The sequence below is a fragment of the Arsenophonus symbiont of Ornithomya chloropus genome (genome assembly GCF_964026495.1).
Lineage (GTDB): Bacteria > Pseudomonadota > Gammaproteobacteria > Enterobacterales > Enterobacteriaceae > Arsenophonus.
Genome location: NZ_OZ032148.1, coordinates 608,333 through 634,843 on the forward strand (window position 1 = coordinate 608,333; position 26,511 = coordinate 634,843).

Consider the following 26,511-nt stretch of genomic DNA (forward strand, 5'->3'; position numbering starts at 1 on the left):
CTCATTTTCATATAAAAATATGACTAATTATTATATAATTATTAAAATATTGTAATAAAATAAATTATACAAATATTTCACAAAATAAAAATTTTTATTTTTATAAAAAAAAGAAAAAATTTCAAATTTTATAATATTTCTAATTATAAAAAATCAAATGTTATATATATTACTTATAAAAGGTATAAATTTTAAATTATAATTAATTAATGTATATATATACCATAAAATTTTTCATAAAAACTAATGAAGATTCATTAATAAAACAAAAATTGTATAATTTTTTAAAAAAAATTAAATTTTTAATCATTTTTCTCAAAATTTTTTTACATCATATAAATCACAGCTATAATTATTAATTATTAATTATAATATTTATACATGTTTTAATAATTGCTAATATCAATTATATAATTTATTGTTTTTTATAAAATAATTAAATAATACAAAAATATTTAAATATTTTTTTAAAAAAAATAATGTTTTTTAAAATATGTTTTATAAGTATTTCAATAAAAAATCTGTAAAAAATAATAAAACGGTATGATATTTATTATATTATAAAAAAAGTAAATTGGACACACATCAGATATCGAATTGTTTTTTTATTTCTTTTATTAAAGTTTCAAGTGAAAAAATCACGGCTTGACGCCGTATTTGTAAACGATTTCCTTCAAAATAACAACAATATGTCATTACTTGATTATTCAAGAAATTTTTACTAGAAAAAGCAAACCAAACTGTACCAATCGGTTGTAAATCAGTGGCACCATTTGGACCAGCAATACCACTAACTGCAAGTGCAAAATCGGCATTTGCTAATATCAATGCTTTTTTTGCCATATCTATTACAACTTGTTCACTGACAGCACCATATTTACTTAAAATTGTTTGATCAATACCTAATATATCATGCTTAGCTTTATCACTATAAGTAATAAAAGCTTTTTGAAAATAAGAAGAACTTCCTGCAACATCAGTAATAACTTTGCTTATCCATCCTCCTGTACATGATTCTACTAAAGTTATTATTTTACGTGTTTTTTTAAGATTATCACCCAAATCTTTACTTAATTTATAAAATAATTGTTCGGTATTCATGAAAAATATTTCCTTTTTAAAAATATTTTCTGTTGATTATTATCAAATTTTTATGATTTCTAGATTAAAGCATAAAAATTATAAAAAACAAAAATATATTTAAAAAATAAAAAAAAATCACAATGTTTGTTTTATCCCATACACTTCTTTAAATAAAAGTTTATCATCTTTTAATATTTTTTTATCATTAATTATTAAAATAAGCAATATATAAAATCTTAAACAAAATACTTTTTAAAATATATTTCTTAATTTAAATTTTTTTTAAAAAATCTATTTTTTATGAGATAATTAAAAAATTTCTAAAAATCTTAAAATGTCATATCATATTTTAATGCTCAATTTATTATAGATGATACTTATAAATCTGTAACAAATTTCTACAAAACATAAAAATTAGAATTAATTAAATATAATTATTATCTATTCATATTAAATAAATAATATTATATATATTTTTTTTTCATTTCTTTTTCTATGATTTGAATTAAAATATGTATCACTTTAATATGCATTTCTTGAATTCGATCAGCATACCCAAAATGAGGTATCCGAATTTCAAGATCAGTTATTTTTGCAATTTTTCCACCATTATTACCTGTCAATGAAATAATTTTCATCTTTTTAGCACGCGCAGCTTCTATAGCATAAATAATATTTCTAGAATTACCAGATGTTGAAATTGTAAATAATATATCGCCTTCCTTACCAACTGTCTCTACATAACGAGAAAAAACATAATGATAACCAAAATCATTAGCAACACAAGATAAATAACTAGCATCTGCAATTGCAATAGCAGGATAACCTGGACGATTTTCACGATATCGTCCAGTTAATTCTTCTGCAAAATGCATTGCATCACAATGAGAGCCACCATTTCCACAAGATAATACTTTTCCTCCTGATTTAAAAGATAAAGATAACATAATTGCTGCTTCTTCAATCAATTTAATATTTTTTTTAGTATTTAAAAAATTTTTTAATGTAATACTAGCTTCTTCTAATTCAAGAGAAATAAGATTTTGATACATTTTTTAATTCCTACAAAATATGTTTAGTACTTTTAAAATCAAAAAATAAAATTCTAGATATATAATAATATTTTATAATTTTTAAAAGGTTAAAAACATTATAAATATCCAAAAATATATGACATACCAAAATATTTTTTGATAAAGTATAAAACACGATCATCAAAAAAAATCTTAAAAATAATATAGCATATTTTGTAATATTACATATTTAAAACAATATTTTTCAATTTTTATCAAAAAACTATTTTTTAATAGTAATTATTTTTTATATTAAATAATATATTTTAATATATAAATTTTACAAATAACTAATGTAAGTATGATATACATAATATAAATAAAATCTTTCTAATTATTACTTATATGAATAAATACCATTAACTAAGTGGTTTATTTTAATTACAATCTTTTAAATAATTGATCATTTTATAAATAATCTTAAAAAACAAAAAACTAAAATCAAAAAAATATAAACAAAATTTGAAACACAATATTAAAAAATATTTTATTTTTTAGTATTTCTTTTGTAATTTATATTTTTCAATAAAAATTTTTTGTCAAAATAATTTAAAACATAAGAATATCAAAAAAAATTATTTTAAATAATACAGCAATAAATAAAAACAATCATTTTAAAATATCAAAAAAAATAAAAAAACAAATTTTATTTTATAAATATTTATAAAATAAAAAATTACTAATACAATATAATATATATTTTTTTATAGATATGTTTTAAAAAAAAAGTATATTATCTTTGTATTATTTAAATATTTAAATTTTTTTTATTCTTTAAAACATAAAATTTAATATAAAAGCAATAAAATAAAATATATACTAATATCAAATCTTTGATTTAATAATAATAAAAATACTTACATAATTATTTATAAATATTTTTTTATCTATCTTTATTTTTTAATATACCTTAAAGAGTGGTATAAAAAATAACATAAATATGTATAAATAATTAAAATTAATTTACAGATATAACCTTTATTAATAAAATTATATTTTTATCTACTATACATTTTCATTCAATAAACCGAAATTGCAATTGAAGCACAAAATATCCACAATAGTCATTATTAATAAATGAATTATAATTATTACTTTTATTCTTTCTATGCATTAAGGATATAAAATGATTAAATTAGGTATAATTATGAATGCAATTGCAAATATAAACATAAAAAAAGATAGTAGTTTTGCGATGTTATTAGAAGCACAACGTCGTAAATATGAAATTTACTACATGGAAATAAACGATTTATATTTATTAAATGGTGAAGCATATGCATATACAAAAAAAATCAAAAAAATTCAAGAAAATCCTAAAAAATGGTATCAATTTGGAAAAACAAAAAATATTGCACTTAAAAAATTAAATATTATTTTAATGCGACAAGACCCTCCATTTAATACTGAATATATTTATGCTACTTATATTCTTGAAAGAGCAGAAGAAAAAGGTACTTTAATTATTAATAAACCACAAAGTCTTCGAGATTGTAATGAAAAAATTTTTGCATTATGGTTTTCTAAATTAACCCCTAAAACATTAGTCACAAGAAGCAAAAAACAACTATATGCATTTTATAAAAAATATCAAGATATTATCTTGAAACCACTAGATAAAATGGGAGGAGATTCTGTTTTTCGCATACAAAAAAATGATCCTAATATTAATGTCATCATAGAAACATTAATCAAAAATGAAGAACATTTTTGTATGGCTCAAAAATTTTTACCTGAAATTAAAAAAGGTGATAAACGCGTATTAATGATAGATGGCGAACCAATTCCTTATTGTTTAGCTAGAATTCCACCTCAAGGAGAAATAAGAGGAAATTTAGCAATTGGAGGATATGGTGAAGTAAGAAAATTAACAAAAAATGATTGGAAAATTGCAAAAAGTGTTTCATATATTTTAAAAGAAAAAAAATTAATATTTGTCGGATTAGATATTATTGGTGATCGTTTAACTGAAATTAATGTTACTAGTCCAACATGTATAAGAGAGATTCAACTAGCATTACCGAATATATCTATTACTAGTATTTTATTTGATGCAATAGAAAAAAGATTAACTATAAAAAATACATAGATTATATTTTATAATATTGCAAAATATAAATATCGTATAAAATTAAATCCTGTGATAAAATTTATATATTCTTAGTTATATTTTATTAATTATTTTACCCTTAATTCAGGCATATATCATTGATCTAATTAAGTCAAATAAGTTTAATAATATGAATTTACAAAATCACTTTCTCATTGCAATGCCAAAATTATTAGATCCGTATTTTCAAAAATCGGTGATTTATATTTGTGAACATAATGAAAAAGGTACTATAGGTCTTGTTATAAACAGACAAATAAAATGTATTTCAATTAATAAAATTTTAAAAAATTTAAACATTAAAACAAAAGAAAACAATCAAATAAGTAACTTTAAACAACCAATTTTTTCTGGTGGTCCAATTGCAGAAGTTCATGGTTTTATTTTACATTCCCCCCATCATAGATTTAATTCTACTTTACAGCTTTCTGATGAAATCATGATCACAACATCAAAAGATATTCTTCAAACATTAGGTACTACAAACCAACCAAAACAAACACTTATTGCTTTAGGATATTCAAGCTGGAAAAAAGGACAACTTGAAAAAGAAATGATGGAAAACAATTGGTTAACAGCAAAAGCAAATAGCCATATAATTTTTCATACTCCAATTTCAGAACGTTGGAAAAAAGCAGCTGCTTTAATTGGTATTGATATTTCTAATATTTCAAATCAAGTAGGTCATTCATAATGAAAAATAGTCGAACAATTATCGCTTTTGATTTTGGTACAATTAGTATGGGTATTGCTGTTGGACAGGAAATAATAGCAATCGCTCATCCTCTGACTACATTAAAAACAAAATGGGGGCAGCCAAACTGGTTAGATATAAAAAAAATATTACAAGAATGGGAACCTAAACTTGCTGTTGTTGGACTTCCTCTTAATATGGATGGCACAGAACAACCAATAAGTAAGCAAGCACGCAAATTTGCTAAATTTTTACATCTACGTTTTAATATTCAAGTTATACTATATGATGAACGCTTAACAACAAAAGAAGCTCGTACTTATCTTTTTAAGAATGGTGGTTACAAAGCATTAAAAAAAACTAAAATTGATGCTATTTCTGCTGTTATTATTTTAGAAAATTGGTTAGAAAACTCTTTAATTAAAAATAAATTAACAACAAAATAACATCTTATTATATAAATATCATCAAAATAAAATTTGATTGATTTATTCTTATAACAAAACATGAATATGAATATAATTCAAAAAAATATAATTAATATAAAACACCAAATCATAGAAACTGCTAAAAAATATCATCGTCTTCCAGAAGATATTCAGTTACTAGCTGTTACTAAAAAAAAATCATGTTATGATATTCAAAATGCTATTTATGCAGGTCAATATAAATTCGGTGAAAATTATGCACAAGAAGGAATAAAAAAAATTTTTTATTTTAAAAATCAATATAATTTAGAATGGCATTTTATAGGAACTGTGCAGACTAATAAAACTAAATTAGTAGCAAAATATTTTGATTGGTGTCATACTATTGATAAATTTACAATCGCTGAACGTTTAAACAAGCAACGCCCTTTTGATAAAAAACCATTAAATGTACTTATACAAATCAACATTACCAATGAAATCAGTAAATCAGGTGTTATGGCAAATAATGTATATACATTAGCAAATAAAATTTTTTTACTACCAAAATTAAAATTACGTGGTTTAATGGCAATTTTTTTTTCTAATACAGAAAGCATGAAACAAGTATCACTTTTTTATACTATAGAAAAAATGTTTCAGGAACTAAAAAAAAGATATCCAAATATTGATACACTTTCAATAGGTATGACAAATGATTTTGATATTGCTATCGCTTTTGGTTCAACATTATTAAGAATTGGTCAGGCTATTTTTGGTGATCGATAAATTTTATGTGTGCTATAAAATAAAAACATCAAAAATAAACATTTGGATTTATTTTCATAAGTTTAATTTAAAAATAATTTAATATAAATACAAAATAATATTTTTATGCATAAATTTTAATTTTTACTAAAAGATTTATTTTATAAAATATTTCTAAAAAATATTATAATATTTTAAAATAATATGATATATGTAAAAATTACAAAAATATTTCTATTAACTATTAAACTTATTAAAAATTAATTACAAGTAATTATATTAAAAAAATAAGATATTTATGTCTTTTGATTTTTATAATATAAAAATATAATGATCAACATTATTAATTTTAAATATTTTTAAAAAACTATTTCATATTCATACGATTGTTATTGTATCTAAAAAATAATTAATGTTAAATATATAGATTTACAAAAAAATATCGATTTATACAATATTGATTTATATTAATAAATCTCAAAATTTTTAAAAAATGATCAAAAATCATAATGATAATCAAACATAACATATTTTTAAAAAAAATATATCAAAAATTTCAGGTAATTTCACATAATAAATCTTTATTAATTACTAAAACAGAATAAAATATTTGCTTTTACTGTTTTCTAGAAATTAAAAAACATTTTTTTGATCACAAGGTAATCAAAAATGCAATTTTTAAGTTTTATTATACCAACCATTATTCAACTATATATCATTATATTAATTCTAAGAATCTGGATGCAATGGGTAAAATCTGATTTTTATAATCCATTTGTACAATTTGTGATTAAAAGTACTCAACCAATTATAGGTCGAGTAAATCATTTTATTCCCTCTATTCGTTCTATTGATACAGCAAGTTTATTAGTAGCTTATATTATTACATTAAGTAATATTCTTTTTATTATGTGGGCAACTAACTCTCTGAGTTTAATAAGTATTACCTTATTACCTATTAGCATCATACAATTATTTAATTATATCGGAAAATTAATTTTTTGGTTAATATTAATTCGATCTCTTCTTACTTGGATTAATCAAGGAAATCATCCTATTGATTATATGCTTATTGAATTGACAGAACCTTTAATTATACCTATTCGTCGTATGATTCCTCCTTTTTTTGGATTAGATTTCTCATCAATGATAATCATATTAATTTTAATAGCCTTAAATTATTTACGTTTAGATATTTTACTATTTCTTGATGAAAAACTTACCAATACACTCTATTCTATGGGTTATTTAATGTAATAAAAATCAATTTTTATATCAAAAATTAGCACATAAAAACAAAAAAATATTTTGAACTTTATTTAAGATAATTTTCTTCTTGGTAGTAATTTAAAGAATATATTAATATATGAACCTCTGAAATGTACCAAATTTTTCTTTGTAAAAATTTAAAAAATAATATTTTGTAATAAAAAATCACAAGAAATTATTTTTATAATATTTATTATTAATATAGTATATTTTTTAATAAAAAATTAAAATAATAGGAGTACTCCTTTCTTAATAAAGAAATGAAGTTTTCTGATTGATAGATAACAAAATATTTTTATATATAACCAAAAATATTTTTTTATAAAAAAGATTAAAATTAAAATAATTTAATGAATTTAAGATTTTTTTATAAAAGAAAATATATTTATATCCATAAAATTAATTCATAACATTATGTGATCGCTATATGTGTAATTTATTAAAAAACTTATTTACTATTTTAAAAATTATACAAAAAATAAAATAAATATGTTTTTTAGCAAAATTAGGAAAAAATTATTTTTTTATAAAAAATAATTTTTATATTTTAAAAAAAACATATTAAATTTTTCGTAGCAAAAACAGTAATTTACACCTCATTTTTTTATTTATATTTTGATAATTTTATAATTATTTATCTATTTTTTGCATATAATTCAAAAAATGAAAAAATTGATTGCATAATAATATTGGACCATCTTCTTTAAAAAAACTGTTATATTTATATTTATTATTAAATCAGATATACATTATTATGAATAATACAATATATATTATGCAATATAAAAATTATAAATTCATATGCCCGGAGGAGGTATTGAACCACCGACACAAGGATTTTCAGTCCTCTGCTCTACCAACTGAGCTATCCGGGCAATTGATATATTAAACCTGATTATAGTATCTTCGTCAATTAAATTTATTCAATAAAAAAAGTTATAAAACAATCCTTAAAAATAAAACAATACATAAAAAATCTTCAAAGAAATATAATACAACTTCTTTTTTGGATAATCTAGTCAATTAAAATTTTAATTGATTTCTTTAAAATAATTTCTTTGAATATTATTTACTTTTATTAAATAATGACGCGCTTGAATAAGCGGATGTTTTGTTACTAATATATGATAAACATCCCTTGGTCGCATTTGATTAATAATTTTTAGTGCTTGTTTTTTATTATTATGAAATACCTTTAATAAACTACCAATTCCCCCATTGTAAGCAGTAATAAGTGCATAACGACGTGATGTAATATTACTAATTTTTGATAAATATGTATTTTGTAATAATGATAAATAAGCAGTTCCTACATCAATATTATAAGCAGGATCTAATAAATCATTTCTATTTGGTATACCAGTTTTTCCTTGTACACGAAAAACATCTCGACCTGCACTATTTTGCATTATTTGCATTAAACCTAAGGCGTCAGCATGACTGATAGCATAAGGATCAAAACTAGATTCTATTTGCATAATAGACAAAATAAGAGACATATCAATACCATATTTTTCTGCTGCTTGTCGAATATACGGCAAATACTTTTGAGCTCGTTGATCAAAATTATTGGGTATTAATTTAATAGTAATTGACCAAATAATATTAAATCTCGATCGACGCTTTTTTAATTTATATTGCAATAGTGAATAGTCAAGGTTTTTTTTGATATTACAAACTGATTTAATATTTTTATATTTATCGTCAAAATCTTGTGAAGATAAATAATAATTTTTAGCACATCCTTCGAGTTTAAAATGACTATTAACAAACTTTAGTTTATTATTAACAAGTAAACTCGAAAAAAATGCTTTTTTTAAAAATTTATGAGGTTCAGTATTAATAATAGTTTCAATTGTAAAATTTCCAATATCAAAATTAATATGAGCACGAGTTTGATAATGATCAATATATTCAACATAATCTTGTGGTCCAACAATCAAAAGCTCATCTATTCCCCAAATACTTTCAATATTATATACAAGTTGCTGCACTAAAATATCTAATCCATTAGTATTTCTGATAGTTTCCGAATTTGTCAAAAGAATTTCTTTTTTTGAAGTACAAGCAGGTAAACCTTGAATTACAAAAAAAAGAAGTATCAATTTTTTTATATTATTTATAATTTTTATCAACTTTATGTTTATTTTATTATTTATTATATAAAATTTGATCAAAATTATGATATTTACATCGATAATAACAGATCAAATCAAAAATTTATCTTTAGCATTTTTAGCATTTAAATATTATCTTCAAAAAAAAATTTAATCATCTCTCTTTCTAAAAACTTTCTATCTTCAATATTCATTGAATTAAGTTTTTTTTCATTAATAAATATAGTTTGTTTATTCATCCATTGTTTCCATGCTTCTTTAGATATTTCATTAAAAATACGCTTACCTATTTCACCTGGATAACATTGAAAATCTAAACCTTCAGCTTCACACTTTAAAAAAGTACAAAAAATCATTCTACTCATAAAATTTTCCATAAAAATAAAAAATTAATCACTTAATTGTTGTAACAACCTTTTAACAGGAGCTGATAATCCAATTTTACAGTTTTGTTGTAAATTATACCACAATCCTTTCATTTTTTTTTTAATTACATTCAAAGAAGATGGGAATTGATTAATAGTTATTAATATTGGTGTAATATTTAAATGCAAATGTGTGAGATTATGACGAAAAGACATTAATTCCTCTATTTTCTCATATTGAATACCTGATTTATTAAGCCAAATATTTAGTATATTAAATGATTGAAATTCTGGAAAGACAAATAAACCTGTCCAAATTCCAGGATAAATTCTTTTTTCTAGCCAAAAGAACTTTTTATACTGCAAAATTAAAAACCAAATATTTTTTTCAAAAATATTATTTTTTGATTTTTTAGATGGAAAATTTTTCCAACAATTATTCTTAAAAGCATAACAACCTTCTTGAACAGGACAAATAAGACATTTAGGTTCATTTCGAGTACAAATAATAGCACCTAAATCCATCATCCCTTGATTAAAATATTGATTATCATGTTTGGGGGTTAATATACTAATTATATTCCATAATTGATTTTCAATATTTTTTTTACCTGGCCAACCTTTTATACCATAATACCGAGTTAAAACACGTTTTACATTACAATCTAAGATTGGAAAATTTTGATTTTGTGATAATGATAAAATTGCACCAGCTGTAGACCGCCCAATCCCAGGAAGTGATATTACTTCTTCAAATTTATATGGGAAATTTCCATCATATTTTATAAGAATTTCTTTTGCTGCTTTATGTAAATTAAGTGCTCTAGTATAATAACCAAGACCACTCCACAATGATAATATTTCATCCTGAGATGCATTTGCTAAAGAAAAAATATCAGGAATATAATGAATAAATTTTTTAAAATACGGAATTACTGTACTAACTTGTGTTTGTTGAAGCATCACTTCAGATAACCAAATATGATAAATTGATTTTTTTTGTTGCCAAGGCAGTGTTTTACGACCAAACCGATGGTACCATTTAAATATAGCATTAGAAAATTGTAATTCATTCATATAAAAGTATATTATTAACCTTAATTTTTAATGAAAATAATATTCATATATTTATGTTATTTTAAATATTGATATTTACATTTTTTTCTACAATATAATATTATCTTTACAAAAAATAAATACTATTAACAAAAATACTTTTTATACTAATTTTATATCTTAATAAAGTAGAAGAAATTACTAATATATTATTTATTATTACTTAACATCATTTTAAGAAGCATGACAAAGAATATTTTTACTGAAAACATCAATACAAAAAAAAAAATAAAACATAGAATACGTAGTTTTGTGCGTCGTCAAAGCAGATTAACTAATAATCAAAGACATGCATTAGAAATTTTATGGCCTCAAATTGGATTAAATTTTTTTTCACAACCCTTAGTATTTTCTAAAATATTTGGAAATCGCGCTCCAGTAATTATGGATATCGGATTTGGCATGGGAATTGAATTAGTGACAATGGCAAAAAAAAATCCAAACAAAAACTTTTTAGGAATAGAAGTGTACAAACCAGGTATCGGAGCTTGTCTGATAGCAGCTACAGAAATGCAAATTACTAATTTACGTATTATGTATTATGATGCAGTAGAAATATTAGAAAAAATGTTAACAAATAATACATTAAATATGATACAACTTTTTTTTCCTGATCCATGGCCTAAAAAAAAACATCAAAAACGTAGAATTATACAAAAAAATACTGCTAAACTTATATTAGATAAATTAGAAATAGGAGGTATATTACATATAACGACAGATTGTCAATCGTATGCAGAACATATATTAAAGATTATCACTGAAATTCATGGTTACAAAAATTTATCAACAACAGATAATTATATCGAAAGACCACATTCACGACCTTTTACTAAATTTGAAAAACGTGGAAAAAAACTAGGAAATACTATCTTTGATATTATGTTCAAAAAAATAAAATAATAAAAAATATATAAATATTATTTAAGCACATATTTTTAATTATAAAAAAAATCTCTTTCAAGACAGAAACTAAAATGGTAACAAACAATTATTTGTTATTTATTATTTTTCAAAAAAAAATTCAGAATTTGAATTTTAATAAAAACTTATCTTTTTAAAAAGTAAAAACTAGTTCTTTTCTTAAAAAGAATTATTAAAAATAATAAATAATATTAATCAATATACTCCAATCCGTTAATATATGGACGTAAAACTTTTGGTATTTCAATACGACCATCATTTGTTTGATAATTTTCCATCACAGCAACTAATGTACGACCAACAGCTAAAGCAGAACCATTTAATGTATGAACGAACTGTGTTTTTTTATTATCTTTATGACGACGAAAACGTGCCTTCATACGACGTGCTTGAAAATCCCATGTATTAGAACAAGAAGAAATTTCCCTATAAGTATTTTGTGATGGTAACCATACTTCTAAATCATAAGTTTTACAAGAAGAAAATCCCATATCTCCACTACATAAAATCATTTTACGATAAGGTAATTTTAAAAGCTGTAATACTTTTTCTGCATGTCCTGTTAACTCTTCTAGTGCTTCCATTGATTTTTCTGGCTCTACTATTTGTACTAATTCCACTTTATCAAATTGATGCATGCGAATTAAACCGCGAGTATCACGTCCATAAGAACCAGCCTCTAATCGAAAACAAGGTGTATGTGCTGTCAAGCGAATAGGCAAAATATCTGCTGTTAAAATTTCATCTCGCACTAAATTAGTTAAAGGTACTTCAGCAGTGGGTATCAAAGTATATTCCTGATTTGATAATTGTTCTGTTAAGAATTTAATATGGAAAAGATCTCTACCAAATTTCGGTAATTGACCAGTACCGTACAGTGTATTCTCATTTACCAGATAAGGAACATAAGTTTCTATATAACCATGCTGCTCGATATGTAAATCTAACATAAATTGGGATAAGGCTCGATGCAAACGTGCTATTTTACCTTTCATAACCACAAAACGAGAACCTGCAATTTTAACTCCTAAAGAAAAATCTAAACCATCTATTAATTCACCTAATGTAACATGATCTTTAACAGAAAAGGCATATTTTTTAAACTCCCCCCACCGACTTATTTCAACATTATTTTTTTCATTTTTACCTTCTGGTACACTATCATCTGGTAAATTAGGTAAACTTAAGGTAATATCAAGAATATCATGCTGTAATTGAGTTAACTTATTTTTAAGAAAATCCAGTTTTTTATTTAAAACATGAATTTCTTTAGTTTTACTTGTAATAGTTTTATATCTTATTTTTTCTTCAGCAATTTTTCTAGAACGATAATTTCTTTCTGCTTGCAAATTTTCTTTTTCAATTTGCATTTTTTTGCGTTTTTTTTCTAATTGACGTAATTTATTGACATCAAAAATAAATCCTCTACGAGCTAATTTTTTAGCGATCATATCTAACTCTGCACGAAGCAAATGGGGATCTAACATATTTATCCTATATACTACTAATGATGATTTAATAATAATATACCAAAACATAAAAAATAAATAATGCTGAACAAATTTTCATTCCTAACAAAAAAATCCATAAATAATTCTTTATCGAGTAATGATTTATAAAAAATAATTTTTATATATTTAATTTATATTTTAATTTCCATTAAAATACATTATAAAGAAGAAAAGAAAAATAAAGAATCACATGCTATTTTATATCATTCTCATGATACTAAAAATTTATTTATTAGATATATGTTAAAAAATATTTATGATGTTTTACAATTCAACACAAAGTTATAATATTATTGAACATATTTTTCACAATTATTATGAGTAATACAATCACATAAAGAAAGTTACAAAAAAAAATCAAAAAATTACATAAATATTTGCAAGAAAAATTATAAAAATAAAAAAATGATAATTTAACTACAATTTTAACTAGTATCAAATTTTTTTTGATTTTAAAAACTACTTCATAATAGAAAATTATTTTTTTTAAAAAATAAAAATACATTTTGAAAAAAAATTTTAGAAATCTTATTAAAAATATCATTCTTAAAATTATTTCAATAAAAATAAATCTATATAACTTTTTCTCAAAATTAAAGAAAAATATTTTTATATACAATTTAAAAAATCATGTAAAAATTTTAATAAGTTTTGTCAAATATTCTATTCAAAAATATTGCATTTTCAATCATTGCTTAAAAAATTTTTCAGCGCATCACATCATTTATAATAAAAATTATATAATTGATATATTATAAGTATAGATTTTTACAGATTAAAAATAATTCGTATTATTATAATGCGATCAGTAAAATACTGCATATAAATTACAAACATTGATATGTATTATATTTTTAATATAAATATTTAAATAAAAAATATAAATAATTATAAAAAATATAAAAAATTTTTAAGATTATCTATAAAATATTTCTATATTAATTTATAATTCTAAATTACTTTAACTAATTTATTTTCTAATCTTCTAATTTTACGTATTGCATATGATAACGTAATTAAAGTCTTAACATAAAAAACTCCAGTAAGAAAAAAACCTAAAATAAATCCAATACAAAAAATAGTTGCTAATAATGTCAATACTGAATAATTACCTTTATCGATTAAATAATTAAATGTCACGATCTGATTTTCATTTAATAAAACTATTACAGAAATAATAGATATTGCTATAAAAAGCAAAAAAATTATAAAATACTTCACATTTTTCCTATTATTGTTATATTACACTAAAGATTTAAAGTTATTTTTAAAAAAATTTTAAAACATAATAAAAAAAATATAAAAAAAAGTAAATTTTTATTTTTAAAATATTTTTATCTCAATAACAAAAGTAATTATTCAAAAAATTACATAAAAAATTACACAATATAAAAACATATCTTTTATATTGTTTTTCATCCTAACTTTATCAAGTATATAAAAACAAAACTTAATGATAATATTACATTAATTCTAAAATTAATTCTAAAATAACATTAAAAAATAAATTCTATACAAAATCAAACCTTATATACTCTAAAATAGAGTATTTAAAAAATAACTTAATCTTTATCTAATTAAACAATTTATCTAATTAAACAAAAATATCTTTAAAAAAAATCTATTCAATATTTTTTGTAGTAATTTTTAATAAAATATATTTTTTTCTTCTAAAAACATCTACTAATCTAGTAAAATATATCAGAAGATATAAACATATATATATATTTAACATGTTAAAAAATAATTTTAAATTTATAAAAAAGAGGTTTTAATTTATGATCTATAATACAATGCATATCAAACGTATAGCTGAAGCAAAATTACCAACACTATTCGGAGATTTTTTACTTGTTGGTTTTGAGGAAATAACAAATGGAAATAATCATATAGCACTTATTTATGGAAACATTTCAAGCAAGAAACCTGTTTTATCTCGCATACATTCAGAGTGCCTAACCGGAGATGCGTTATTTAGTTTACGTTGTGATTGTGGTTTTCAATTAAAAGCAGCAATGAAGCAAATTGCAAAAGAAGGTAGTGGAGTATTACTATATCATCGTCAAGAAGGTCGCAATATAGGACTATTAAATAAAATCCGCGCCTATTTTCTTCAAGATCAAGGATTAGATACTGTTGAAGCGAATCTAAAACTGGGATTCAAACCTGATGAACGTGATTTTACTGTATGTGCAGAAATGTATAAATTACTTGCTATAAATGAAATTAAATTATTGACTAATAACCCTAAAAAACTAGCAATCATAAAAGAAGCTGGAATAAATATAGTAGAACGCGTTCCTCTAATTGTTGGACGTAATCCAAAAAATAATAATTATTTAAATGTCAAAGCTCAAAAACTAGGTCATATATTACCTGATAATTCTTAAAAAATAATTATATTTTAAAATAGTTTTAATTTTTTAAAAAATACTTTTTGTTACATAATGGTTATTAATAACACAAATATTCAAATAAATTAATTTTTTAATTTATATAAATTAAAATTTTTAATACAAGATTTTTATATCATTTAAATCAAATTAATAATTAAAAACAAATAATATTGTATTATTTTATCTATATAAATTAACTCTAAATTCAATAAAAAATCTAATTTCAAAAAATATTTTTTATAATAAAATTTTTATAAAGAAATAAATTTTATCAAAAAAAATAAAAAATTACAAGATAGATAATTTATTACAATACAATGATTAATTTTATTACAAAAAATATAATAAATAGTTTTTTTCTTTAAAAAAAAATAAAAATATGTATCTATATTGATATCAATATGCTTCACTAAATTATAAAAATATTTTTTAAATAAATTTATAAAACAAATACTTTATCTTAAAAAATATTAAAATTTTCTATATTTGTTGTTATAATCACATTTTTATAAAAAATCATTTCATTTATAAAAATTAATTGATCAATACTAATATCAACAAATAAATATCTCATAAAAAATTTAAAATATATCAAAAAATAGCTTATTGATTAATCAATAAGCTTAATACTTCAAAAGTATTAAGACATAACAATATTCAATACTAAAAAAATATTAATTTTGATAAATTTTTTAAAAAATACTGAATTGATTGATAGAATATATCCATTTTTTATTTTTTTTCATTGAAAAATGTATTTTTATCAATAAAAAAAATATTTCTATTATCTTGTAATCATTAATTAAAAAAAATGAAATCTTAGTTTTTGAGATATTTTATTCAAATATTTTACTATATGAAAGAATATTTAGTGTATATTAAAATAAATATTCACAATAAATTACTAATTAATGCAAAAAATTCAAAAAAACAAAAAAATTATATTGTTGGTAATTTTATATCCTTAAACATTTCTTCAATATCTTCATTTGAACGCAAAGAAATTGCCTTATCAATAATATCAGAAGTTAAATGTGGTGCAAAAAGTAAAATAAAATCATACATATAAGTACGTAAAAAACTATTACGATGAAATCCAATCTTTGTAGTACTATAACTAAACTTATCTCGCATATCGATCACAACTAAATCTTGATCTTGTTGAGGATCTACTGCGATATTAGCAATAATACCTATACCTAATCCTAATCTAACATAAGTTTTAATAACATCTGCATCAGTAGCTGTAAAAATAATTTTGGCTTGCAAACCTAATTTTTTAAACTCTTCATCTAATTCAGAACGTCCAGTAAAACCGTGAGTATAAGTTACAATAGGGTACTTAACCAATTCATTAATCGTCACATTGTTTTTATTTGCTAAAGGATGATCAGCTTTTACAATAATAGATCGATTCCAATGATAACAAGGTAACATCACTAAATCTTTATAGAGATGTAATGCTTCTGTTGAAATAGCAAAATCACTGTTTCCTTTAATTACATCTTCTGCAATTTGTGTTGGCGAACCTTGACTCATGTGTAATGAAACTTTTGGATATTGTTTAATAAATTGCTCAATAACAGAAGGAAGGGCATATCTTGCTTGAGTATGTGTTGTAGCAATCGCTAAAATACCACGGTCAGGATAAGTATGTTCAGCAACAACTGCTCGAATAGTATTGATTTTTGTCATTACTTCTCTTGAAATTTTGATTATTGCTTTACCTGCTGGAGTAATATGAGTTAAATGTTTACCGCTACGACCAAAAATTTGCACTCCTAATTCAGCTTCTAACATACGAACCTGCTTACTTATACCTGGTTGTGATGTATATAAATTTTCAGCTGTTGATGAAACATTTAAATGATGATTTTCGATCTCTACAATATAACGTAATTGCTGTAATTTCATATTATTCAGCATCCTTAATAAAATTAAACAAAAAATGAACTATTATATAAATAATAGAAATATAATAATGGAAATATTAAGCTTCTTTATTATAAGCAAGAATATATATAATTGGAAATATTATAATATAAAAAATTACTGTAATATTTTATTTTTAGTAAAGATGCAGTTATAACAAATTAGTTATAAATATAAAAGTTTTATAAAACTTATTAATCTAATAAATATCACAATCTAATAAACATCACAATCAAAATACAATGTTTATTTACTAACTATTGATTTGATATTTTAAAAACCATATTGAAAAGTAATTATTATTTAATACAATATAACACATAATAATATATAAAAATAATATTATATAAAATACTCTATTATATAAAATACTCTATTATATAAAATACTCTATTATATAAAATACTCAAAACCACCTAATTGATATATTAATTTTTATAATACTAATGTAACTTTAAGATCATGTAATTTCAAATTTTTATTCAAAATATTCCTTATAGTAAATATTTTTAAATAACTTATAGTGAATATTTTTAAATAACTTAATTATAAAAAACGAATATTTTTTATTCATAAAAAAGGTTTTAATATAAATATACAATGCATATATAAATTATATCACAATATAAAAATCACAATATAAGAACATTACTCCAATTGCATAAAAATAAACAATATTTATTCACTATTTGCTACCCATTGATTATTAATATAAATTGCACTCCAACCAGTACTTTTTCCATTTTTTTCTGAAGTAATATATTGCTCCTTAGTTTTTCGATTAAATTTAATAATTGTTTTATTCCCTTCAGGATCAAGAATTGGTGCTTTTGTTAGATAAATAAATTTAGATGGTAAACGTTTTTTAAATCTAATTAATTCTTCCACTAATGGTGTACGAGTTTCTTTTGATTTAGGAAAATTACTAGCAGCTAAAAATATTCCAGCAGAACCATCTTTTAACACAAAATAGGTATTGGTTTTTTTACAAATTAATTCTGGTAATGGAATTGGTAATTCTTTCGGTGGAGAAATTTCACCATTAATTAATACCTTACGTATATTTTTACAATTTCCATTCACACATCTCATATATTTCCCAAACTTACCTATTTTTAAATACATTTCAGAATTACATTTATCACATGAAATTATTGTATCATTATAACCTTTAATAGAAAAATCACCTTTTGTAATCTTATAACCATTACATGTCGGATTATTACCACATATATATAATTTAGATTTATTATCAATAAAATAACTATCCATTGCCGTACTGCATTTAATACATCTATGGCGTGCTCGTAAAGCATCTGTCTCAACATCTTCTACTGAAGTTGTCAAAAATGTAGATAATTCATCTTCAGGAATCAAATTAATAGTATATCTACAATATCCTGATAATGAAAATTGATAACCAGAACATCCTAAAAAAACACCAGTTGCAGCGTTTTTTATTCCCATTTTCCTATTGCAATGTGGACATAAAATTGATGTTAATACCATCGGATTTAATCGCATACCACCTTCTTCTGGACTCTGATTCGCAATTTCCAGCTGCTGAACAAAAGAAGAAAAAAAAGCATCTAAAACACTCTTCCATTCAATACGACCTGTTGCTATCAAATCTAACTGATTTTCCATTTTAGCTGTAAAATCACAATCCATTAATTCTTTAAAATTTTCATTTAATCGATCAGTAACTATTTCACCTATTTTTTCAGCATAAAAACGACGTTGTTTAATTCTTACATAACCACGATCTTGAATATTAGAAATAATAATGGGATAAGTTGATGGTCTACCAATTCCACGTTTTTCTAATTCTTTAATCAAAGAAGTTTCGGTAAAACGTGCAGGTGGCTTAGTAAAATGTTGACTAAAAAATAATTCCTTTAATTTTAATTTTGCAGTAACTGAAATATTTTGCAAAATTTTTTCTACATTATTTTTATCTAAAAGAGGCATCACTTTCATCCAACCGTCAAAATTTAAAAAGCGACTCTTTGCTTGTAATAAAAAATCTCCAGCTGTAACAGTTAATATTTTTAAAGAAAATTTTGCTGATTTCATTTGACAAGCAACAAATTGATTCCAAATAAGTTGATATAATTTTTTACTATCAGGTTCTAAATCTTTTAAATCTTCAGCATTAACATGAATATTTGAAGGTCGAATAGCTTCATGTGCTTCCTGTGAACTTTTTGTATTCATATAAACATTTATTTTTTCTGATAAATATTCTTTACCAAATTTATCATGAATATAATCACGTACCATATTTATTGCATCTAAACTTAAATTAGTAGAATCAGTACGCATATAAGTTATATAACCTGCTTCATATAACATTTGCGCCATCATCATAGTTTTTTTTACACTAAAATTCAGACGTGTACTTGCTACTTGTTGAAGAGTGGATGTAATAAAAGGAGGATTTGGTTTACTAAAAGTGTTTTTTTCTTTACATTCTAAAACTTGATAATCTGTATTTTTTAATAACAAAATAGCATTATCAATTTCTATTTTTTTTTCAGGTTTAAATATTTTACCTTTTTTGTTAACTACTTTCATTGGAAGTAATTCAGTATTATTAAAATATATATTTGCATGAAGCTTCCAATACTCTTTAGAAACAAATTGTTTAATTTCACGTTCTTTTTTTACAACAAAACCTACAGCTACTGATTGAACGCGTCCAGCAGATAATCCACGACCAATTTTTTTCCATAATAAAGGAGAAAGCATATAACCAAAAACACGATCCAAAAAACGACGAGCCTGTTGAGCTTGAACCCGATGAATATTTAACTCACATGGATTATCGAAAGCAGTTGTAATTGATTTTTGAGTTATTTCATTAAATACTACACGACTAAAACGCTGAACATCACCACCAATCACTTCTCGTAAATGCCATGCAATTGCTTCTCCTTCACGATCAAGATCTGTTGCTAAATATATATGCTCTGAATTAATAGCTAAAATTTTTAATTCAGAAACTAATTTTTCTTTTCCTGGTAAAATTTGATAATTAGCTTTCCATCCATGATATGGATCAACTCCCATACTAGTGACAAGTAGCTCTTGTTTATTTTTAATAACTTTCTGGCATTTTTTTGTTACATTTCTTTTTTTTTGTGAAACAAGCAAACTGCTTTTCAATAAATCGCGAATATGCCCAACACTGCTTTTAACGATATAGTTATCACCTAAATATTTATTGATCGTTTTAGCTTTTGTCGGAGATTCTACAATAACAAGAGCTTTGCCCATATATTTTTTCTCTTATCTAAAATTAAATCATATAGAATTTTTTAATCAAACAAAATTTTTATATCATATTTATTATTTTTTTAAAAATAAGCATAAAAAAAGAATTATTTTTAAAAATCTTAATTTTTAAATTATTATTTAGATTTAGTATAAAACCGATCATTGCATGCAATATATTATACATTACTCATAAAAAATCTATAAAATAAACATTACCTATAATTTATAGCTTACGTTTTAATACTTGATCTATATTTTCCATTATACTACCCATTAATCGATCAACAAAACGTTTAGATGGAATATAGCTTACTTCAATAATTTCACTACTTTCTATTTGTTTTAAAATTATATCATCACTCACTCCTATATCATCAATTAATCCCTTGTCTTTAGCTTGAATACCATACCAAAATTCTCCTGTTGCAACAGCATTAATATCCAAAGAAGGCCGATTTTGATGAACAAAATCTTTAAAAAGTTGATGTGTTTCATTTAAATCTTCTACAAACTTCTTACGTCCATGTTCATTATTTTCACCCAAAACAGTCAATGTTCGTTTATATTCCCCAGCTGTATGTAATTCTATATCAATATCATTCTTTTTCAATAAACGATGAATATTAGGTACTTGCGCAATAACCCCAATAGATCCAATAATAGAAAAAGGAGCTCCTATAATATGATCAGCAACACAAGCCATCATATAACCACCGCTTGCAGCTACCTTATCTACAGAAATAATTAATTTTAATCCTTTTTTCCTTAATCGATATAATTGAGAAGCGGCTAAACCATATCCATGTATTACCCCACCTGAACTTTCAAGCCTAAGCAAAACTTCATCTTTTTTATCAGCAATTGACAAAATTGCATTAATTTCTTCACGTAATGCATAAACTTCATGAGCATTAATACTACCTTTAAAATTAATCACAAAAAGACATGGTTTTCTTATTGTTTTTTTGCCTATTTTAAGAAGTTTTTTTTCTTTTTTTTTCTTATTTTTTAATTGTTTTGTATGAGCTTTTAACCAAACTTTATATGCAACATCACCCATTTTTACTTGTCGAATTTCCCGTTGACGCTCACGATAATTTTCACTTAAATTAATAATTTTTAAATCACCTTTTTTGTTTTTTTTATTAGATATAACACTAAAAAAAACGAATAAAATCAATATAAAAGCAATTACAAAAGTAAGTGTCTTGGCAACAAATAATGAATATGATAAAATAAATTCCACAATTCTATCCTTCTTAAAAACATATCAATCATTTTGTGAAGACATTCTAAAATACCAGATGTACTTTTCACTTTTATGAATAAGTAGAATTAAAATCAAAAAATATCATAATATATTATTAACGTAAATCTAATTATTTTTAATAAAAAATTATGATAACTTTAATTTAATCTAAAAATTAAAATAATAATTTTCATTAAATTAAGAAACTAATAATTAAAAAACTAATATTTCAAATTATTTATTTCAAATATTAATATTTGAAATAATATTAAATATTAATATGATATAGTTAACAACCAATAAAAATTATATTTTTATATTAATATAATAAAATATACATAAAATTATAAAAAATATAATTTTTAAAAAATGAACTTATAATTTTTTTGTACTATTTAATTTTAATTAAGATAAAAATTATTTTTCATTTCTTTAAAATAAAATAACATGTAAAAGTTAAAAATAACACATAAAACTATTTTCATAAAATCTATTTTTTTTAAAATTATCATATATATAAATTATTTTTTATATAAAAATAATAATTAGATTCCTTTTAATATTTGACTTAATCTTTGATATAAAAATAAATTTAATTTATATTATTTTTATATTTTCAAAAAAATAAAAATATTTACTATATAACTATCAGTTCCTAGTATATAAAAAATAATTTATAGATAATATAAAATATTTTAGTACAATTTCAATTTAAAGATTATAAAAAACAAAAATATAATTAAGAAAGAATTAAAACTTAAAATATCGTTTTTTAAAAAAATATATAAAAATTTACTTAAAATACTTAAAAAAAATAATTTAAAAGATTAATATCATTCTGATTATAACAAAATAACAATAAAACGTTATTAGATATAAAAAATGGGGAATTTATGAGTATAAAAGTAGGTATTAATGGTTTTGGCCGTATTGGACGCATGGTCTTTCGTGCTGCTCAAAAAAGAAAAGATATTGAAATCGTTGCAATTAATGATATATTAGATATTAATTATATCGCTCACATGCTAAAATATGACTCAACTCATGGACGTTTTAACGGTATAATTGAAGTAAAAAATAATTATTTATTAGTTAATGGTAAAAGTGTTTGGTGTACAGCAGAAAAAAATTTAGATAACTTGTACTGGAATACGGTCGACGTCGTTGTTGAATCTACAGGAGTTTTTTTAAATGATAAAACAGCACGTAAACATATTATTTGTGGTAAAGCTAAAAAAGTAGTATTAACTGGACCATCTAAAGATGAAACACCTATGTTCGTTATGGGAGTAAATCACAATACTTATAATAATCAAGATATTATTTCTAATGCTTCTTGCACTACAAACTGCTTAGCACCGTTAGTTAAAGTAATTCATGAAAAGTTCGGGATCATTGAAGGTCTAATGACAACTATTCATGCAATAACCGCAAATCAAAAAACAGTCGATGGAGCTTCTTATAAAGATTGGAGGGGTGGACGGGGTGCTTTGCAAAATATAATTCCTTCATCTACCGGTGCTGCTAAGGCGATCGGTAATATTATTCCTGCATTAAATGGAAAATTAACTGGGATGGCTTTCCGTGTGCCCACTCCTAATGTTTCAGTTGTTGATTTAACTATTCGATTAAAACAATCAGCTACTTATGAAAAAATTTGTCAAAAAATTCAAGAAGCAGCAAGCGGTGAGTTACAGGGGATATTAGGTTATACCGAAGATGAAGTAGTTTCTACAGACTTTAATGGTGAAAAATTAACATGTATTTTTGATGCAAAAGCAGGTATTGCTTTAAACAATAATTTTGTAAAATTAATCGCTTGGTATGATAATGAAACTGGATATTCTCACAAAATTCTAGATTTAATTGCACATATTAGTAAATAAAAAATAAAAAAAATTTCAAATTTTATTATTTTGTAACTTATAATAAAATTTATATATTTAACATTAAAAAATTTAATCAAATATTTAATGTTTTATTACAAATTTATATAAAATTTATAAAATTCTTAATTTTATAGAATACAAGATTATCATAAATATTTACATAAAAACAAATATTATATAATACTATAAAAAAAAGATGAAATAAAAAATTACATTAAATCATATTTATTAAATTAATTTTACATATTATACATAATAATGTATTTATGAAAAAATTATAATTTTTTTTAAAAACAAAACATAAAATTCTTGATATCATCAATAATTAAAATATTTTTTATATTATACAAAATTATTATTACTGTAAAAGATTAAGAAATAACGCATCATAGTCATATATAAATTTTTATCGATAATTAAAAATTAAAACTTTTTTAGTAACAATATAAAATCACTTTGTACATAAAAATATTATTTTTATTTTACCTAAAAAATACAACAAAAATAAAAAACACAAAAAAATAAAAAAACAATATTCTTCTAAAAAGTAGTGTAAATTATTCAAAAAAATATTTTTACACTCTCAAATTTAAATTATTTATTTTTGATAATATAGACTCTCTTAAGAAGAGTCGAGGTTTTTATTTACAATATTAAATACAATATTAAACCGGTAGAAAAATAATAATTCAAAAATACTTTTCTTTAGAAAACATTTCTTTATAAAATTAGTACTAATTTTTTCCCTTATAATTATATAGTCATTATTTAAAAAATAGTACAAAAATATCAAGATAAAAAATAATATAATTACAGTAACTATAAAATTATTAAAAATATATAAAATTATTTTTTCAGATATTAAAATTTACTATTAAAATAGCAAAACATATTTTATATATTTATTTAAAAAAATAAAAATAAGATTTTATAAAAATATTTTTTATATTTCATTTATTACTCATATTTTTATTTAAAATAACTTAAATAATATATCCATCTTAATCAAGATACTTATCCAATAAAATTAATTATTAATTTATTTATACATACAAAATAAATAATATTCTTTTTTATTTATAAAAATAAAACATTGAATATTAATTCAAATATTATAAATTTAATGCATCAAAATTTTTATACACATTATGTAATATTCAAAATTATTATTATTTTTTCATAAAAAATTATAAATCATCTATTTTCTTTTATTCGTCTTAACTTTTATTTTTTTGGATTGATTAATATAGCAGATTAATATTTATAAAAATAATTTATTATTTGAATAATTATAAATATACTTATAATTATTTTATTTAAAATAAATAATATACAATCATTAATAATGATAATTATTATTTACTCATTACACAAATAAATTACAAAATTAAATATATTAGTAATTAATAAAAAATACTATTAGAAAATAAATTAATAACTAAAACACCTGAAATAATTAATAAAATACCTATCATAGCTGGAAAATCTAATTGCTGATCATAGAAGAATATAGCTGCTAACGAAACTAATACAACACCTAAACCAGACCAAATTGCATAAGCAATACCTAATGGCATCATTTTGACTACTTGAGATAAACCAAAAAATGAAATACCATAACCAAGAATAACAATAATAGATGGTAATAAACGTGTAAAACCATCTGCAGCTTTTAATGAAATTATTGCAATTACTTCAGCTATAATAGAAATTAACAAATAAGTTAATGCATTCATTATTTACTCCTATATAAAATAACCATTTCAATATTCAGATAATATCTGTATCATTTATAATAATATCTTTTTTTAAAAAAAAGATTATTAAAAAATATTTTTTATTGCTTTATTTTTAAAATATTCTTTTAAATAAAAAAAATAAATTCAATCAAAGATTTTTTACAAACTCAAAAATAATATAAATAAAATAATTTTAATAAAATATAAAAATTTTTATAAAAACATTTGACAATAAAATTTTACAAAAAAAATAATACTACATATAATAATTAAATTATTTATTTTTTAATAAAAACTATGTATAAGCATTTTTTATAATAGATTTTTAAAAAATATTTCAAAATATCTTATTAAGAACTTAAACTCTGCATTTATTTTTTATAATGTAATCAAAAATATTTCATCAAATAATTTATTTTTAATATTTATTTAAAAATCTCTATATAAAAAAAGTATCAAAATTTTATAAAAGTATTATAAAACAATTAATAAAACTTTTTATATAAAATAAAATTGATTATAACTTCTATTTTTTATTTCAGATATATCTTGTATACTTTTTTTAAATATAAGAAATTTATATAATCTTT

At 21.6% G+C, this 26,511-nt stretch carries 19 protein-coding genes and 1 tRNA gene; 8 read left to right on the plus strand and 12 right to left on the minus strand.

Translation table 11 applies throughout. The annotated features are described in order from the left end of the window. Nucleotides 1–585 precede the first annotated feature (585 nt). On the minus strand, nt 586–1,101 hold the full coding sequence (locus ABNS14_RS02290) for a nicotinamide-nucleotide amidohydrolase family protein (protein ID WP_348666094.1): 516 nt from the start codon (nt 1,099–1,101) through the stop codon (nt 586–588). Nucleotides 1,102–1,547: 446 nt separating this feature from the next. Beyond that, a complete protein-coding gene (gene lpcA / locus ABNS14_RS02295) occupies nt 1,548–2,135 on the minus strand; it encodes a D-sedoheptulose 7-phosphate isomerase (protein ID WP_348666096.1) in 588 nt (195 codons plus the stop codon). A 1,147-nt stretch (nt 2,136–3,282) separates the two neighbouring features. On the opposite strand from lpcA, the gene gshB reads away from it, so the two are divergent. From gshB to ABNS14_RS02320, 5 genes are all read left to right on the plus strand, one after another. Beyond that, nucleotides 3,283–4,245, plus strand: coding sequence for a glutathione synthase (gshB, locus tag ABNS14_RS02300; protein WP_348666097.1), 963 nt, complete (start codon nt 3,283–3,285; stop codon nt 4,243–4,245). A 151-nt stretch (nt 4,246–4,396) separates the two neighbouring features. Beyond that, nucleotides 4,397–4,960, plus strand: coding sequence for a YqgE/AlgH family protein (locus tag ABNS14_RS02305; protein ID WP_348666098.1), 564 nt, complete (start codon nt 4,397–4,399; stop codon nt 4,958–4,960). Further along, complete coding sequence (gene ruvX / locus ABNS14_RS02310) at nt 4,960–5,406, plus strand: Holliday junction resolvase RuvX (RefSeq protein WP_348666099.1); 447 nt, start codon at nt 4,960–4,962, stop codon at nt 5,404–5,406. Before ABNS14_RS02305 ends, ruvX begins: the two co-directional genes overlap by 1 nt. Before the next feature lie 66 nt (nt 5,407–5,472). Next, nucleotides 5,473–6,156, plus strand: a complete 684-nt coding sequence (locus tag ABNS14_RS02315) for a YggS family pyridoxal phosphate-dependent enzyme (RefSeq protein WP_348666101.1) — start codon at nt 5,473–5,475, stop codon at nt 6,154–6,156. A 648-nt stretch (nt 6,157–6,804) separates the two neighbouring features. Then, nucleotides 6,805–7,392, plus strand: a complete 588-nt coding sequence (locus ABNS14_RS02320; protein WP_348666102.1) for a YggT family protein — start codon at nt 6,805–6,807, stop codon at nt 7,390–7,392. An 814-nt stretch (nt 7,393–8,206) separates the two neighbouring features. On the opposite strand, the gene ABNS14_RS02325 is transcribed toward ABNS14_RS02320, so the two are convergent. From ABNS14_RS02325 to mutY, 4 genes are all read right to left on the minus strand, one after another. After that, a tRNA-Phe gene (locus ABNS14_RS02325) sits at nt 8,207–8,279 on the minus strand. Nucleotides 8,280–8,435: 156 nt separating this feature from the next. Further along, nucleotides 8,436–9,518, minus strand: a complete 1,083-nt coding sequence (gene mltC, locus ABNS14_RS02330; RefSeq protein WP_431603653.1) for a membrane-bound lytic murein transglycosylase MltC — start codon at nt 9,516–9,518, stop codon at nt 8,436–8,438. A gap of 128 nt (nt 9,519–9,646) precedes the next feature. Continuing rightward, nucleotides 9,647–9,886 carry an oxidative damage protection protein gene (locus tag ABNS14_RS02335; protein ID WP_348666104.1) on the minus strand — a complete coding sequence of 80 codons (240 nt, stop codon included), beginning with the start codon at nt 9,884–9,886 and terminating at the stop codon, nt 9,647–9,649. 24 nt (nt 9,887–9,910) lie between these two features. Continuing rightward, nucleotides 9,911–10,963: an A/G-specific adenine glycosylase gene (gene mutY, locus ABNS14_RS02340; RefSeq protein WP_348666105.1), complete on the minus strand. Its 1,053-nt coding sequence runs from the start codon at nt 10,961–10,963 to the stop codon at nt 9,911–9,913. Nucleotides 10,964–11,185: 222 nt separating this feature from the next. Here mutY and trmB point away from each other — a divergent pair, with 222 nt between their 5' ends. Beyond that, nucleotides 11,186–11,905, plus strand: a complete 720-nt coding sequence (gene trmB, locus ABNS14_RS02345; RefSeq protein ID WP_348666106.1) for a tRNA (guanosine(46)-N7)-methyltransferase TrmB — start codon at nt 11,186–11,188, stop codon at nt 11,903–11,905. Nucleotides 11,906–12,117: 212 nt separating this feature from the next. Here trmB and serS read toward each other — a convergent pair whose 3' ends face one another. Together serS and ABNS14_RS02355 are read right to left on the minus strand one after the other, a co-directional pair. Then, a complete protein-coding gene (gene serS / locus ABNS14_RS02350) occupies nt 12,118–13,413 on the minus strand; it encodes a serine--tRNA ligase (protein ID WP_348666107.1) in 1,296 nt (431 codons plus the stop codon). A 975-nt stretch (nt 13,414–14,388) separates the two neighbouring features. Then, complete coding sequence (locus ABNS14_RS02355; RefSeq protein WP_348666108.1) at nt 14,389–14,577, minus strand: lipopolysaccharide assembly protein LapA domain-containing protein; 189 nt, start codon at nt 14,575–14,577, stop codon at nt 14,389–14,391. A 653-nt stretch (nt 14,578–15,230) separates the two neighbouring features. Here ABNS14_RS02355 and ribA point away from each other — a divergent pair. Beyond that, the gene (gene ribA, locus ABNS14_RS02360) at nt 15,231–15,827 is read left to right on the plus strand and encodes a GTP cyclohydrolase II (RefSeq protein WP_348666663.1); all 597 of its coding nucleotides are present in this window, start codon (nt 15,231–15,233) and stop codon (nt 15,825–15,827) included. Between the two features lie 945 nt (nt 15,828–16,772). Here the strand turns inward: ribA and cysB are convergent. From cysB to sohB, 3 genes are all read right to left on the minus strand, one after another. Further along, a complete protein-coding gene (cysB, locus tag ABNS14_RS02365) occupies nt 16,773–17,747 on the minus strand; it encodes an HTH-type transcriptional regulator CysB (RefSeq protein WP_348666109.1) in 975 nt (324 codons plus the stop codon). Between the two features lie 696 nt (nt 17,748–18,443). Beyond that, nucleotides 18,444–21,044 (minus strand): type I DNA topoisomerase, encoded by a 2,601-nt coding sequence (topA, locus tag ABNS14_RS02370; RefSeq protein ID WP_348666110.1) that lies wholly within the window; start codon nt 21,042–21,044, stop codon nt 18,444–18,446. A 223-nt stretch (nt 21,045–21,267) separates the two neighbouring features. Continuing rightward, nucleotides 21,268–22,290 (minus strand): protease SohB, encoded by a 1,023-nt coding sequence (sohB, locus tag ABNS14_RS02375; protein WP_348666111.1) that lies wholly within the window; start codon nt 22,288–22,290, stop codon nt 21,268–21,270. 896 nt (nt 22,291–23,186) lie between these two features. Between sohB and gap the strand changes: the two genes are divergently transcribed. Further along, a complete protein-coding gene (gap, locus tag ABNS14_RS02380) occupies nt 23,187–24,179 on the plus strand; it encodes a type I glyceraldehyde-3-phosphate dehydrogenase (RefSeq protein ID WP_348666112.1) in 993 nt (330 codons plus the stop codon). A gap of 1,406 nt (nt 24,180–25,585) precedes the next feature. Here gap and ABNS14_RS02385 read toward each other — a convergent pair. Next, nucleotides 25,586–25,918: a DMT family transporter gene (locus tag ABNS14_RS02385; RefSeq protein WP_348666113.1), complete on the minus strand. Its 333-nt coding sequence runs from the start codon at nt 25,916–25,918 to the stop codon at nt 25,586–25,588. Nucleotides 25,919–26,511: the final 593 nt, after the last annotated feature.

Coding starts and splice junctions, on each gene's coding strand:
- ABNS14_RS02335 (WP_348666104.1), bottom strand. CDS start 9,886: ATGAGTAGAATGATTTTTTGTACTTTTTTAAAGTGTGAAGCTGAAGGT.
- ABNS14_RS02315 (WP_348666101.1), top strand. CDS start 5,473: ATGAATATAATTCAAAAAAATATAATTAATATAAAACACCAAATCATA.
- ABNS14_RS02290 (WP_348666094.1), bottom strand. CDS start 1,101: ATGAATACCGAACAATTATTTTATAAATTAAGTAAAGATTTGGGTGAT.
- ABNS14_RS02320 (WP_348666102.1), top strand. CDS start 6,805: ATGCAATTTTTAAGTTTTATTATACCAACCATTATTCAACTATATATC.
- mutY (WP_348666105.1), bottom strand. CDS start 10,963: ATGAATGAATTACAATTTTCTAATGCTATATTTAAATGGTACCATCGG.
- topA (WP_348666110.1), bottom strand. CDS start 21,044: ATGGGCAAAGCTCTTGTTATTGTAGAATCTCCGACAAAAGCTAAAACG.
- ruvX (WP_348666099.1), top strand. CDS start 4,960: ATGAAAAATAGTCGAACAATTATCGCTTTTGATTTTGGTACAATTAGT.
- cysB (WP_348666109.1), bottom strand. CDS start 17,747: ATGAAATTACAGCAATTACGTTATATTGTAGAGATCGAAAATCATCAT.
- gap (WP_348666112.1), top strand. CDS start 23,187: ATGAGTATAAAAGTAGGTATTAATGGTTTTGGCCGTATTGGACGCATG.
- ABNS14_RS02305 (WP_348666098.1), top strand. CDS start 4,397: ATGAATTTACAAAATCACTTTCTCATTGCAATGCCAAAATTATTAGAT.
- trmB (WP_348666106.1), top strand. CDS start 11,186: ATGACAAAGAATATTTTTACTGAAAACATCAATACAAAAAAAAAAATA.
- serS (WP_348666107.1), bottom strand. CDS start 13,413: ATGTTAGATCCCCATTTGCTTCGTGCAGAGTTAGATATGATCGCTAAA.
- ABNS14_RS02385 (WP_348666113.1), bottom strand. CDS start 25,918: ATGAATGCATTAACTTATTTGTTAATTTCTATTATAGCTGAAGTAATT.
- lpcA (WP_348666096.1), bottom strand. CDS start 2,135: ATGTATCAAAATCTTATTTCTCTTGAATTAGAAGAAGCTAGTATTACA.
- ribA (WP_348666663.1), top strand. CDS start 15,231: ATGCATATCAAACGTATAGCTGAAGCAAAATTACCAACACTATTCGGA.
- gshB (WP_348666097.1), top strand. CDS start 3,283: ATGATTAAATTAGGTATAATTATGAATGCAATTGCAAATATAAACATA.